Genomic DNA, 13,527 nt, shown 5'->3' on the forward strand with positions numbered 1-13,527 from the left:
ACCTTAATTTAAAAATAATTTTAAAAATTATACAACAATTTTGAATTATTTTTTTAATACATATTATAAGTAAAATAAAAATAGAAATTAAAATAAATATGCCTGAAATATGCTTAGTAAAAAATAATGTAATTTATCTTAGATAGTTAAATTTCAAAGCAACAAATGATAACACGAAAAAACTTTTAAAATAAAACTTTATGAAATTAAAAAGCTAATAAATATATTAAAATCATTAAATTGTTTTTATTTAAATTTTGCAATTTCATCTTGTATGGTTTGATTTATCTCAAGTAGCTCTTCATAATTTTTTTTATTTTTTTCCAAAAGTTCATCAAATTTAAAGCCAAGCATAACGATGCGATATAAATTAGGTTTGTATTTTCTCCAATTATACAAAGTGCTAACATCAATATCTAATTCATATGCCATATCGCGTTTGCTCTTTTTTGCCATAAGCTACCCTAAATTTTTAAATACTTATGGGCTGATTTTACATTAAAAATTCTTTATTAAAAACAATTGAAATATTCTATGTTTTATTTAATTAATATTGATTATTTCAATATTAATTAAGCTAAATTGTGGAATAATTCAAGTTATCTTAAGTTAAGGAGCGAAAGAATGGATGCTACGAGTTTATTTTTATCAATAAAAAATAAATTACCAAAAGAATATGGATCTTTTAGAAAAAGAATAAGTCGAGGATATAAATATTCTGATCCTATTATGTCAAATGAAGATTTAAAAAAGAAATTTGAAACTTTAAGTTCTGATAAGTTGGATAAAGTATATACAAGACTTCAATACACCAAGCTCAAAAACCCAACTCTAGTCTTTTGGGTTTATAATTTTTTACTAGGTGGTTTTGGTGTTGCAAGATTTTATATAGGTCAAATTGGGTGGGGAATTTTTAGATTAGTTTTAACTTTGCTTGCTATGATAATTGGCTTTATTGCTGATTCCTCATATGATTCATTTTGGATAGCTACTTCAAATATAATCAATTATGGTAATTTTGGTATTTGGTTTATAGATTTGTTTATAGTTGGCGTATTGCTTAGAAATCAAAATCTTGAAAAAATTAACTTAATTATAGACGATATAAAATCTTAGTATATTTGTGGAAGAAAATATTCTCAATTTTTACTTATTTAAGGAGATAAAATGAATGAAAAACACGCACCTTTTGAAACAGAACCCACTTTGATTTATGAGAAAAATACTTTTAAAATTGTCGCTGGAAAAACATATACAAATAAAGATGAAAAATTTTGCATAGGTTTAAAATCAAATGATTTTCCTAAAAATTCTTATCTTATATTTCCGCCACAGCTTAGCTTAAATTTATTAAAAAATCTTTTAAGCCAAGATGGGGCTAATAATAGTGAAATTATCAAGTTTATTAAAATAATAACCGAATAAGCAATGAAAAATATTTTATTAAGTTTCATAATGGTTTTGTTATTTACAGGATGTTTTAATAATAAGCCAAAATGCGATGATGAGGTTGTTCAGCTTACATTAAAAAGTATTTTAGATGATGATGAGTGGGTTTATATTGAGTATGGACTAAGTGAGCAGTCTTTAAAGGCCTTAAAAATAAGCTTAAATGGCATGGATATAAGGGATTTAGAGGCTATATTATCTACCGATACCATTGGAATTTTAAGAGCTCATTTAAAACCTATATTTGACTTAAAAGATTATGCTAATGAAGTAGGTTATACTTCTTTTAGTAGTTTTATAACTCAAGATAGTAATGATAAAAAAACAAGTTTTTGTAGAGCTAGTTTGAAATTAACTTACCCACAAATACCAGATGATATGAGAGAAAATTATGCAAGAGGCACTTTAAAAGGAATTATATTTGATGGGGGAGAGCATGAAGTACAAATTTCATATAGCGCTCAATTTAGCGATGATAAAAAACAAGTTTTTGTAGAACTTTTGGATTATTAGTTTATTTTGGCAATGAAATTTTATTTTATTGCCAAGCAAAATTTATACTCAATTAATTTCAAGTCTTTTTTTGTTACAATTTCTTAAAAATTTTTATAAGTAAAAATTCTAAGGAAAATTATGGTAGAAGTAAAAAATCTCACTATGCGTTTTGCAAATCAACTTTTATTTGAAGATGTAAATTTAAAATTAAACCGTGGTGAAAGATATGGACTTATAGGTGCAAATGGCGCAGGAAAATCAACCTTTTTAAAAATTCTCTCAGGCGAAATAGAATCAAGCAGTGGAGAAATTTGCATAGATCCAAATTTAAAAATCGCAGTGTTAGGACAAGATCAATTTGCTTTTGAAAACTACACTATCAAAGATGCGGTAATGTGTGCAAATAAAAGATTATATGATGCACTAAAAGAAAAAGAAAAACTTTATATGAGTGAAGAATTTACCGATGAAATCAATGATAGATTAAGCGAGCTTGAAATCATAACAGCAGAAGAAGATCCAAACTATGATTGCGAGCTTAGATGTGAAAAAATTCTTAGCTCTTTAAATATTAAAGATTTTAATGCTCTCATGAGCACTTTACAAAGTGCAGATAAATTTAAAGTTTTATTAGCTCAAGTATTATTTTTAGGTGCTGATGTATTATTTTTAGATGAACCTACAAACAACCTTGACTTAGAAGCTATTTCTTGGCTTGAAAATGAACTTTTAAGACATGAGGGAACTTTAGTAGTAATTAGCCATGATAGACATTTTCTAAATAAAGTTTGTACAAGAATTTTAGATGTGGATTTTAAACAAATACGCGATTTTGCTGGAAATTATGATGATTGGTATATGGCTTCAACCTTGCTTGCTAAACAAGCTGAACTCAAACGCGATAAAACCTTAAAAGAAAGAGAAGAATTAGAAAATTTCATACGCCGTTTTAGTGCTAATGCTTCAAAAGCCAAACAAGCTACAAGTAGAGCTAAAGCTTTAGAAAAACTTGAGCTTGAAGAGATTAAAACTTCAAGTAGGCGTGATCCTAGTATAATTTTTAGAACAAATAGAGAAATAGGAAATGAAGTTTTAGAATTAAAAGGTATTAGCAAAGCTTATGATAAAACTTTATTTGAGAATTTAGAATTAAAATTAGAAAAAGGTGATAAAATAGCCTTAATCGGAGCAAATGGTGTTGGAAAAAGCACTTTAGCTAAAATCATTGCATCAAAATTAGAACCTGATAGTGGCCACATCCACCTTGGCGCTACCATAGAAATGGGATATTTTTCACAAGATACGACAAATTTAATCAATGAAAATTTGAAACTTTATGAATGGTTAATGAGTGAAAAATTCAAAGATTTAGATGAAATTCGCAAATGTCTTGGTAGAATGCTCTTTAGCGGAAGTGATCAAGAAAAAATGGCTTCTAGCTTAAGTGGAGGTGAAAAACACCGCTTAATGCTTTCAAGATTAATGTTAGAACGCGGAAATTTCTTGCTTTTAGATGAACCGGATAATCATTTAGATCTTGAAAGTATCATTGCATTAGGTGAAGCCTTGTATAATTTCAAAGGTTGTGTGATATGCATAAGCCACGATAGAGAGCTAATTAGTGCTTTTGCCAATCGTATATGGTTTTTAGAAGATGGGAAATTAACAGACTTTAAAGGAAGTTATGACGAATTTTTAGGAGGTTTAGAATGAATTCGTTTAAGATAAAATATGCAGCTGGTTTTGGACATTTTACTCAAAATCACAGAGGTTTTGGCCCAACTATTTATGTAGAAGAAAGTATTGATTTTCAAAGTGAAAAAGATTATTTTGACTATGTTGAATTTTATGAAAAATTCAGCAAAGAAGATGATACTTATTTTCACATTTCATTTTTAGAAGATCGCCCTTTAACTTCTCAAGAATTAGAAAGTAGAAATGCTTATAGAAAACTAAGAGATGAGCGCTGTAACAAAGCTAGAGAAGAGTTTATCAAAAACAATGAAATAGAAGCTGAATACTACCCAACTCATGGTGATTAAGGAATGATTTTTGCTTGTTTTTTCCTTGTAATATTTTGAAAGGAGAAAACATGCAAGTTAACCATGATAATTTATCGGTTAAAGAGTATGGATATGGTCAAAGTAGTGCCTATAAAAGCACTCAAGGAGCTAATGAAGACTTTATGTCTTTACTTAGTCAAAACAATAGCGAAAATTTAAACGAGCAAAGTATAAAACTTGATGAGCTTTTTTCAAAAGCCATGAGTCAAGATCAATTTAGCACAGGAATTTTTAGCTCAAATATGTCAAATATTTATAATTATCGTTTTAGAGGACAAAACGAAACTCCTATGCAAGCTAATATAGAAGAAAAACAAGAGCCCCAAAAAGATATGGTAAAAGATCTTTTAAATTCTTTATGAAAAGAAGTAAGCAAACGCTTACTTCCAAACAAGTCCGCTAAATTCAAACTCTTTTGCAAATTTTTTAAATTCCTCTTCTTCTTTTGTATTAACACTTAAAATCAATTCAACATTTTCTTGAAATTTTTTTTCATATGAAATGTTATTTTTATTTAAAAAATGCTCAAATCTTGCATAAAGATAAAAAGGAATGTTTAAACTTAAAATATTTTTAGCTTCAAATTCTAAAAGCATCGCATTTAAAATAGCTTCATTTGTAGCTTCACTATAAGCTCTTACAAGACCACCTGTACCAAGTTTAATCCCTCCAAAATAACGCACCACAATCACTGCGCAATTAATAAGCAAAGCCCCTCTTAAGACATTCAAACAAGGCATAGCAGAAGTTCCTTTTGGCTCACCATCATCGCTTTTATCTTCTATGATTTGATCAAATTCATTTAAATACCTATAAGCATATACAAAATGCACGGCTTTTAAATGCTCATTTCTTAGCTTTTGCATTAAAGTTTGAAAATCTTCAAAAGGACATAAAAAAGACAAAAAAGTTGATTTTTTGATTTCTATTGTTGCTTGATAAATTTGATCAATAGTTTTCATTTTTTCCTTAAATTAGTTATAATATTTAAATAAAATTATAATCAAAACAACTTATAAAAATTTAAGGATAAACTATGCTTCAAACTTGTATTTTTCCTGCAGCAGGTTATGGTACTAGATTTTTACCTGCTACAAAAACCCTACCTAAAGAAATGCTACCTATACTAACTAAGCCTTTAATTCATTATGGTGTAGATGAGGCTTTAGAAGCTGGTATGGAAACCATGGGCTTTGTTACAGGGCGTGGAAAAAGAGCTTTGGAGGATTATTTTGATATTTCTTATGAACTTGAACACCAAATCGCAGGTACTAAAAAAGAATATCTTTTAAATGAAATAAGAACACTCATAGATCGCTGCACTTTTACTTTTACAAGACAAAATGAAATGAAAGGCTTAGGAGATGCGGTTTTAAAAGCAAAGCCTTTAGTGCAAGATGAAGCTTTTGGAGTTATTTTAGCAGATGATTTATGTGTAAATGAAGATGGGGTAAATGTCTTAGCTCAAATGGTAAAAATTTATGAAAAATACCGCTGCTCTGTTATAGCTGTGATGGAAGTTGAAGCTGATCAAGTTTCAAACTATGGGGTTATAGCAGGAAATGCTGTGGAAGAGGATTTGATCATGGTAAATTCTATGGTAGAAAAACCTGATCCAAAAGATGCTCCAAGCAACTTAGCTATCATAGGAAGATACATTCTAACGCCTGATATTTTTGGTATTTTAGAAAATACTAAAGCAGGTAAAAACGGAGAAATTCAACTAACTGATGCATTACTTTCACAAGCAACTAATAATATGGTTTTAGCTTATAAATTTAAAGGAAAAAGGTTTGATTGTGGAAGCGTAGAAGGCTTTGTTGAGGCGACAAATTATTTTTATGAGAAAAGTAAAAATGCTAAATAATACTTTATTTTTTAAAACCCAAGATTTTAAAAAAATTACCGCTTATGCAAATAGAATGAATGATGAGTTAGAAAGTGGCGATATAGGGTATTATCACTTAGTAGATACAAGCTTTGATTTAATCAAAGAAAGTAAAGAATTTATCGCAACTAAAACTCATATAGAAAATATCGTTTTAGTGGGCATGGGTGGATCAAGTTGTGGGGTTAAAGCTTTAAAAGAGCTTTTATTTGGTCAAGTAGAAGAAAAAAAACTTTTCATTATAGATAATACTTCCTCACATACTTTTACCCAAACTATGCAAAAAATAAATCCCCAAAAAACACTTTTCATCATAGCAAGCAAATCAGGCACAACTATAGAAGTGATTTCTTTATTTAAACTCATCATTGCTCATTTTGATTTTAAAAATGAAAATTTACACAAAAATTTTGTGTTTATTACTGATTTTGAGTCAAAACTTCACAAACTAGGAGAAGAATTAAACATAAAATGTTTTTTTATACCTAAAAATGTCGGTGGTAGATTTAGTGTTTTATCTGCTATTGGTATTGTTCCTTTGAGTTTTTGTGGCTATGATACTAAAGCCTTATTAGAAGGTGCAAAAGCTTGTTATGTGGATTTTTTTGAGAAAAAATGTGATCAAATTTTGCAAAAGGCTTATCATTACTGCACACATAAAAGTGCACATATTAATGTGCTTTTTTCTTATGGGGATGCTTTTAAAGGTTTTAATGAATGGTATATTCAACTAATTGCTGAAAGTCTAGGTAAAAAACAAGGCTTTAAACGCATAGGTTTAACTCCTATTGCTTTAATTGGTGCTAGAGATCAGCATAGCTTTTTACAACTTATCATGGATGGACCCAAAGATAAAACTGTTACTTTTTTAAAAATCAAAGATAGTCAAAAATCTCCTAGTATCCCAAATATAAGCTTTAATCATTTACAAAATTGTGATTTTACTAATGAAGTTAATTTACATAATCTTTTAAACGCGCAATGCGATGCAACTATGCATGCATTAATTGCTGAAAATTTAAGTGTTGATGTAATAGAACTTGAGAAATTAGATGCTTATCACTGTGGGTATTTGATGTATTATTATGAGTTATTTACTTCTGCATGTGGCATTATGCTTGGAATTAACACTTATGATCAACCTGGCGTAGAGGTGGGAAAATTAATACTCAAAAATATATTAAGTAAATAAATTTGCTTTATTGCAAAAAAAGAGTATAATGAAAATATAATAATTATTAACATTAAAATTTATTAGATAATAATAATTATTATTTAAGAATTTTATGTTATAATTTTAAAAATAAAAAAAGGAGATAACATGTCAGTAACAAAACAATTATTACAATTACAAGCAGATGCTCATCATTTATGGGTTAAATTTCATAATTATCATTGGAATGTAAAAGGTTTACAGTTTTTTTCAATTCATGAATATACAGAAAAAGCTTATGAAGAAATGGCAGAACTTTTTGATGATTGCGCTGAAAGAGTTTTACAACTTGGAGAAAAAGCTATTACTTGCCAAAAAGTTTTAATGGAAAATGCAAAAAGCCCAAAACTAGAAAATGGTAAAGATTGCTTTACTCCTGTAGAAGTTTTAGAGCTTATTAGAGAAGATTATAAATATCTTTTAGCTGAATTTAAAAAATTAAATGAAGAAGCTGAAAAAGCAAGCGATACTACAACTGCGGCATTTGCTCAAGAAAATATCGCAAAATATGAAAAAGTTCTTTGGATGCTTAATTCAACTATCCAAAATACTTGCTCTATGTAAGAATTTATAATGTTTTTTGACTTACAAAGCTTTATTGCTTTAAGTCAAAAAACAAATTTAACTTCCCAAGAGAAACTACTCTTATAAAATTCCAAGTTCGCTTAAGTACTATTTTATAATTATAGTTTATAGCAACTCAATGTATTTTTAAACAAAAATATATCATTGAAAAATGATCATCACAAAATATTATTTAGATAAGTATTCAGCTCAAGCTTTTATGTAGGATTTTTCACTAAAAAAAGCTAAATACTAAAAATCATTTTTATAATATCTATAGTTTAATTTAAAATCTACAACATGAGTTTTAAAATTCTTAACCCATAAGGGCTAAGAATTTAATGTAGATCTTCATTAAGTTTTACAGCTTTTTTGTTTAAAGCTGCTATCATCACTCCACTTTGAGAGTCTTGTCTAAAATGCAAGCCATTTAGCCCTGCTAATTCTAAACCTTTGTATATATCTTTGTCAAATTTAAAATCAGGATTGATTTTTTGAAGTTCTTCTTTATTTTTTAAAGCAAATTTAGTCCCTTCTAAAACAGCAATGCCTGCATCAACGATACAATTATCCCCTAAAGGAATTCCCGTAACCGAATTTGCACCCAAAAGACAAGCTTTACCAATGCTAATAGCATTACCACTTGTACCACTTAAAACACCAAGTATAGAAGCACCGCCTCCTACATCGCTACCTTCGCCCACAACAGCTGATGAACTAATACGCCCTTCTACCATACAAGCTCCAGTTGTACCTGCATTAAAATTCACATAAGCAGCCCCTGGCATGATAGTAGTACCTGCAGCTAAAACCGCCCCCATTCTTACTTTAGAACTTTCTAAAATTCTAGTATTATCCTCAGGAATAACATGAGCTAAAAATCTTGGAAATTTATCTACATAATCAATCCTTGGATACCTTCCACTCATTTTTAAATCAATCTCATTTTCTCTTAAAAAGTCCAAATCAATAGGCTTATTATCACTCCATGCAACATTTGGTAAAATCCCAAAAGCACCTGTTAAATTTAAACTCCTCAAAGGTACTTTTTTATTTGAAAGTAAGTAAAGTTTTAAATACACACTTTCTAAGCTTTTTGGTGCTTCATCTTCAAAAATACAAACAAAAGAAAAAGCATTTTCTCTAAAATTTTCCTTTGCTGCTTTGATTGCTTCTATATTTTTATGACCTTGCTCTTGTAAAAATGGCGCAAAGCATTCAAGTGCAAAGTCCAAATCTTCTTTAATCAAAGTAGCTACAAACTCACTTTCATTAAAATCAACATCAACCCCTCTTCTAAAAAAAGCTTCAAACATAACAGCTGCAGCGGCATAATTTTGCTCAAAATTAATCACACCAAAATTAGCTTGAAGTTTTTTATTAGGATCAACTTGACTTAGATCAAGTCTTGCTATAGCAAAAGCTTTAGGCTTTTTATAATTAATCCTTTGTTCGATTTGCTTGATTAAATTTAAAAATTCTTCTTTACTTTCTATTGGCATATTTTCCTCCTTATTGCGAGCACGCGCTTTTGCCATTCATTATAGGTTGAATAGCTGAATTATCTACTTTACCTTCTTGATTAACCTTTTCTACAAATTCCCAGATTTTTTCAGCAGCTTGTAAATATCTTTTTGAACTTACACTCTCAGGCATATAAAAACTTACAGGCTTACCGCTATCTCCACCTTCTCTTACACTCATTTCGATAGGAATTTGAGCTAAAACTTCACACTTATAAGCTTTTGCCATTTCTTCTGTGGTGCCTTTACCAAAGATATCATATTCTTTACCATTATCAGGACATAAAAAGCCACTCATATTTTCTATAATACCTGCAACAGGAATGTGCAATTTTTCAAACATATCTAGCGCTCTTTTGCTATCATCTAAAGACACTACTTGAGGAGTACTTACACACACACCCGCACTCACTGGCACGCTTTGAGCTAGGGTAATTTGTGCATCACCTGTTCCTGGAGGCATATCAAGCAATAATACATCAAGTTCAGGCCAAAGCACATCAGCTAAAAGTTGTTCAATCGCTTTCATGATCATAGAGCCACGCCACATTAAACCCTTACCTTCTTCTATCAACACACCCATACTCATCATATAAACCCCATGAGATAAAATAGGACGAATTTTTTGACCTACAATTTCAGGTTTGCTTTTACTTTCACCTAGCATTCTTGGTATATTTGGTCCATAAATATCTGCGTCCAAAAGCCCTACCCTTTTACCCATTTTAGCCAAAGAAATCGCTAAATTTAAAGTTGTAGTACTTTTACCTACCCCACCTTTTCCACTTGAAATCATAAGGAAATTTTTAATTTGCGGAGCGATATTTTTACCACTTCTTGAATTGCTTTTTTCTTCAGGAATTTTTGGCTGTATGATTTCTAAATTAAGCTCTAAATTTAAATCTTTTAAAACATTTGCAATGTTTAGTCTAAGTTCTTGTGCAATTTGAGCATTAGCCGAAACGATTTCGACTACAATATGAGCTTGTTTTTCATTCAAATCAATCTTTTTTACAAAACCAAAACTTACTATATCTTTTTTAAATCCCGGATATATAACTTGTTTTAGTCTTTCTTCGATTTTTTCCTTCAATTTTTCTCCTTGTTGTTTAAAATGATTAATTCTACTAACTTAAATATAAATTTTGGCTTTTATGGTGTATAATATCGTAACATTAATAAAAAATTAAGGTGTAACAAATGTTAGATATTTCCTTGGTTATGCTATCAGCAGGGGAGTCATCAAGATTTAATGCTCCAGTAAAAAAGCAGTTTTTAAGACTAGGTGAACATCCATTATGGCTTTATGCAACTAAAAATTTAAGTTCTTTTTACCCTTTTAAACAAGTAATTGTTACTTCTGGTAATATTTCTTATATGAAAAGATTTGCACCTGAGTATCATTTTGTTAAAGGCGGTAATACAAGAGCACAATCATTACTTAATGCTTTAAATTTAGTACAAAGTGAATATGTTTTAGTTAGCGATGTTGCAAGGGTTTTGATCTCTAAAAACCTTTTTAATAATATTATAGAAAATTACGATAAAGCAGATTGTATTACACCTGTTTTAAAAGTAAGCGATACAGCAATTTATGCTCAAGAAGTTATCGACAGAGATAAAATAAAACTCATACAAACCCCTCAACTTTCGCGCACAAGTATGCTCAAAAAAGCTTTAGAGCAAAATGCAAATTTTACCGATGATAGCACAGCAATACAAGCTATTGGTGGTAAGATTTGGTATGTACAAGGTGATGAGTTAGCTAAAAAAATTACCTTTAAAGAAGATTTAAAAAGCTTAAATTTACCAAAACCATCTTGGGAAATTTTTAATGGAAATGGCTTTGATGTGCATGAATTTGGAGAGCAAAGAGCCTTACTTTTAGGCGGAGTAAAAGTACATGAAAATATGGGCTTGAAAGCTCATTCTGATGGAGATGTGCTAGCTCATGCACTAATTGATGCGCTTTTAGGTGCAGCAGGACTTGGAGATATTGGAGAACTTTTTCCAGATAATGATATACAATATAAAAACGCAGATTCTATGCTTTTATTGCAAAATGCTTATACTTTGGTGCAAAATTATGGATTTGAGCTTGTGAACGCTGATATTACAATCATTGCACAAACGCCCAAGATGAAAGATTTTAAAGAAGATATTGCTTTTAATATAGCCAAAATATTAAAAGTAACACCAAATAAAATCAATATCAAAGCCACCACCACAGAGCATTTAGGTTTTGTAGGAAGAAAAGAAGGAATTGCTGTTTTAGTAAGTGCGAATTTAAAATATTTTGATTGGATGAAATTATGAAAGTTTTAATAGTAGAAAATGAATTTTATTTAGCCCAAAGCATAGGTTCAAAACTTAATTCTATAGGTTATGATTGTGATATTATTGCAAATGTTAATGAGCTTGCTCATCATGATTATGAAATCATTTTGCTTTCTACTAGTATGGCTAATTTTGAACATATTGTAGAAATTTTTAAGCATAAAATTATTATTTTACTTATATCTTATATAAGCTCAGATACAGTTTTAGCGCCACTAAAAGCCGGTGCGAGTGATTATATACAAAAGCCTTTTATGATAGAAGAATTAACGCGAAAAATCAAACATTTTCAAGAATTTAAGAAAATAAATATTTTAAATCATACTTATCAGTCTTATTTAAAACATAAATTTGAGACAGCCAAATTACCAACTTTTGATTATAAAAAATTCAAATTGCCTTTAATTTTAAAAACTAATAATCAAAATTTTGCAGATCATTTTGTATTTAACTATACCAATGAGCATAATGTCGCAAATATTTATATAGATCTTTCACATCAACAAAATTTAGATAAAATCTTTAAAGATAATTGTTTATACTATCTTGTAAATTTCCAAACTCTAAAATCATCAGACAAAGAAAAAGTGTTAAACCTTGCTTTAAAAAAAGCTGTTATTATACATACAAGTACAAATGTTGAACATAGTGATTTTCAAATTTTAGAACTAGGCGAGGATGAGAAAAACTTCGAAAGTAATGGAATTTTAACTATTGATGATTATGTTAAACATATTATCATTAGTTATCAAAATGTCTTTCCTGATACAGATTTGTCAAAAAAATTAGGAATTTCTAGAAAATCTTTATGGGAAAAAAGGAAAAAATATGGCATTACAAAGAAAAAATAGTATTACAATCTCAGAAGAAGAATACGAAGTTTTATGTTTTATCAAAGAAGGAGTTTTTGGTTCTTTTACAAAATTAATGAATCAAAAAGAAAGAGATGAAGTTATAGCCACAGGAATGATACATAAACAAAAAATTCCTTATACTCTCACCTTTGCACCTGCAAGTACAAAAGAAAATAATACTGCTTTAGAAAATGCAAAAGTTGGCGATAAAATAGACTTTATTTGCAATGATAAACCCATAGGACATATCATTTTAGAAAGCAAATTTGAAAATGATAAAAATAGCAATGATATTTTTAGACCTAATGCTTGCTTGATCCAAGATTTTGGAAAAATTTGTATAAGTGGCGAATTTGAAATTTATCACAATAATATCAAAGCCATTAAAGAAGATTTTGAAAAAATCAAAAAAAGATTAAATCCTTCTAATATCACAGCCATTGTTTCAAGTTTTGATCCTTTTCATAGAGCACATGAGAGAATTTTAAGATGGGCTATAGAACAATCTGATTTAGTGATTATTTTCCTTATAGAATCCTATGAAAACAACGGATTGAGCTTAAAACTCAAAAAGCGTTGTTTTGATGTTTTTGCGCAAAATTACTTACCATCTTCTAGGGTTTTACTTATACCTTTACATAATATCAAAATTTTTGCCTCGCATTTAAACCCTGTGCTTGAGTGTGCTTTGGCTAAAAGTTTTGATTGCAATAAACTTTTTGTAGGACAAAATCATGCAGGACTTGGGATGTATTTTAATCAAAACAGAACCTTTACCGTGCTTGATGATTTTGCAAAAGATTATAATATAGAAGTTACCATACTTCCTGAATTTGTATTTTGTGATGAATGTAAAATGGTAGTAAGTACCAAATCATGTCCCCATGGAGCTCATCATCATATGAAATACCATGGTGATTCTTTAAAAAATTTACTTAGACTTGGTATCATTCCACCAGCAGTTTTTATAAGAAGAGAAATTTCAGCTTTGATTTTATCTGAGCTTTTCCCAAATCGCTTTCATAATAAACAAAATATCTATAGTAATCTTTTCCCTACACATGGTATTTTAGAGTATCGAAGCGATAAAGAATTTTATGAGCAACTTATAAAACTTCATCAAATGTCATATATGGTGTAA

Annotated in this window: 16 protein-coding genes; 12 read left to right on the forward strand and 4 right to left on the reverse strand. The window is 29.3% G+C overall.

Features of this window, described 5'->3' with window-relative positions:
• Positions 1-246 precede the first annotated feature (246 nt).
• Positions 247-456, reverse strand: a complete 210-nt coding sequence (locus L8X27_RS02660; protein ID WP_039662706.1) for a hypothetical protein — start codon at positions 454-456, stop codon at positions 247-249.
• A gap of 168 nt (positions 457-624) precedes the next feature.
• On the opposite strand from L8X27_RS02660, the gene L8X27_RS02665 reads away from it, so the two are divergent.
• The 6 genes from L8X27_RS02665 (at position 625) to L8X27_RS02690 (ending at position 4,369) form a co-directional block, all read left to right on the forward strand.
• Positions 625-1,116: an NINE protein gene (locus L8X27_RS02665; RefSeq protein ID WP_220566796.1), complete on the forward strand. Its 492-nt coding sequence runs from the start codon at positions 625-627 to the stop codon at positions 1,114-1,116.
• Positions 1,117-1,167: 51 nt separating this feature from the next.
• Positions 1,168-1,425 (forward strand): hypothetical protein, encoded by a 258-nt coding sequence (locus tag L8X27_RS02670; RefSeq protein WP_220566795.1) that lies wholly within the window; start codon positions 1,168-1,170, stop codon positions 1,423-1,425.
• Between the two features lie 30 nt (positions 1,426-1,455).
• Entirely contained in the window at positions 1,456-1,962 is a 507-nt protein-coding gene (locus tag L8X27_RS02675; protein WP_263681021.1) for a hypothetical protein, read from the forward strand.
• Between the two features lie 120 nt (positions 1,963-2,082).
• Positions 2,083-3,657 carry an ABC-F family ATP-binding cassette domain-containing protein gene (locus L8X27_RS02680; RefSeq protein ID WP_220566793.1) on the forward strand — a complete coding sequence of 525 codons (1,575 nt, stop codon included), beginning with the start codon at positions 2,083-2,085 and terminating at the stop codon, positions 3,655-3,657.
• Positions 3,654-3,986: a hypothetical protein gene (locus L8X27_RS02685; protein ID WP_039617462.1), complete on the forward strand. Its 333-nt coding sequence runs from the start codon at positions 3,654-3,656 to the stop codon at positions 3,984-3,986. The genes L8X27_RS02680 and L8X27_RS02685 overlap by 4 nt, the downstream gene beginning before the upstream one ends.
• 50 nt (positions 3,987-4,036) lie before the next feature.
• Entirely contained in the window at positions 4,037-4,369 is a 333-nt protein-coding gene (locus tag L8X27_RS02690; protein ID WP_039627883.1) for a hypothetical protein, read from the forward strand.
• An 18-nt stretch (positions 4,370-4,387) separates the two neighbouring features.
• On the opposite strand, the gene L8X27_RS02695 is transcribed toward L8X27_RS02690, so the two are convergent.
• Positions 4,388-4,969: an IMPACT family protein gene (locus L8X27_RS02695; RefSeq protein WP_263671074.1), complete on the reverse strand. Its 582-nt coding sequence runs from the start codon at positions 4,967-4,969 to the stop codon at positions 4,388-4,390.
• 74 nt (positions 4,970-5,043) lie between these two features.
• On the opposite strand from L8X27_RS02695, the gene galU reads away from it, so the two are divergent.
• The 3 genes from galU to L8X27_RS02710 all read left to right on the forward strand — a co-directional run bounded on the left by galU (position 5,044) and on the right by L8X27_RS02710 (position 7,672).
• On the forward strand, positions 5,044-5,874 hold the full coding sequence (gene galU, locus L8X27_RS02700; protein ID WP_263671075.1) for a UTP--glucose-1-phosphate uridylyltransferase GalU: 831 nt from the start codon (positions 5,044-5,046) through the stop codon (positions 5,872-5,874).
• Positions 5,864-7,087, forward strand: a complete 1,224-nt coding sequence (locus L8X27_RS02705) for a glucose-6-phosphate isomerase (protein WP_263671119.1) — start codon at positions 5,864-5,866, stop codon at positions 7,085-7,087. Before galU ends, L8X27_RS02705 begins: the two co-directional genes overlap by 11 nt.
• A 129-nt stretch (positions 7,088-7,216) precedes the next feature.
• A complete protein-coding gene (locus L8X27_RS02710) occupies positions 7,217-7,672 on the forward strand; it encodes a Dps family protein (RefSeq protein ID WP_263671076.1) in 456 nt (151 codons plus the stop codon).
• A gap of 338 nt (positions 7,673-8,010) precedes the next feature.
• Here the strand turns inward: L8X27_RS02710 and L8X27_RS02715 are convergent, their stop codons facing one another.
• Both L8X27_RS02715 and L8X27_RS02720 read right to left on the reverse strand, forming a co-directional pair.
• A complete protein-coding gene (locus L8X27_RS02715; RefSeq protein ID WP_133319615.1) occupies positions 8,011-9,174 on the reverse strand; it encodes a tetrahydrodipicolinate N-succinyltransferase N-terminal domain-containing protein in 1,164 nt (387 codons plus the stop codon).
• A 10-nt stretch (positions 9,175-9,184) separates the two neighbouring features.
• On the reverse strand, positions 9,185-10,288 hold the full coding sequence (locus L8X27_RS02720) for an Mrp/NBP35 family ATP-binding protein (RefSeq protein ID WP_263671078.1): 1,104 nt from the start codon (positions 10,286-10,288) through the stop codon (positions 9,185-9,187).
• A gap of 107 nt (positions 10,289-10,395) precedes the next feature.
• On the opposite strand from L8X27_RS02720, the gene L8X27_RS02725 reads away from it, so the two are divergent.
• From L8X27_RS02725 to L8X27_RS02735, 3 genes are read left to right on the forward strand one after another with little or no spacing between them, the layout of a single operon-like run.
• Entirely contained in the window at positions 10,396-11,511 is a 1,116-nt protein-coding gene (locus L8X27_RS02725; RefSeq protein WP_263671079.1) for a bifunctional 2-C-methyl-D-erythritol 4-phosphate cytidylyltransferase/2-C-methyl-D-erythritol 2,4-cyclodiphosphate synthase, read from the forward strand.
• Positions 11,508-12,383 carry a hypothetical protein gene (locus L8X27_RS02730; protein ID WP_220566787.1) on the forward strand — a complete coding sequence of 292 codons (876 nt, stop codon included), beginning with the start codon at positions 11,508-11,510 and terminating at the stop codon, positions 12,381-12,383. The genes L8X27_RS02725 and L8X27_RS02730 overlap by 4 nt, the downstream gene beginning before the upstream one ends.
• Positions 12,361-13,527, forward strand: a complete 1,167-nt coding sequence (locus L8X27_RS02735; RefSeq protein WP_133319619.1) for a sulfate adenylyltransferase — start codon at positions 12,361-12,363, stop codon at positions 13,525-13,527. Before L8X27_RS02730 ends, L8X27_RS02735 begins: the two co-directional genes overlap by 23 nt.

Origin of the sequence: Campylobacter sp. CNRCH_2015_1657, assembly GCF_025772685.1 — a bacterium.
Taxonomy (GTDB): domain Bacteria; phylum Campylobacterota; class Campylobacteria; order Campylobacterales; family Campylobacteraceae; genus Campylobacter_D; species Campylobacter_D lari_D.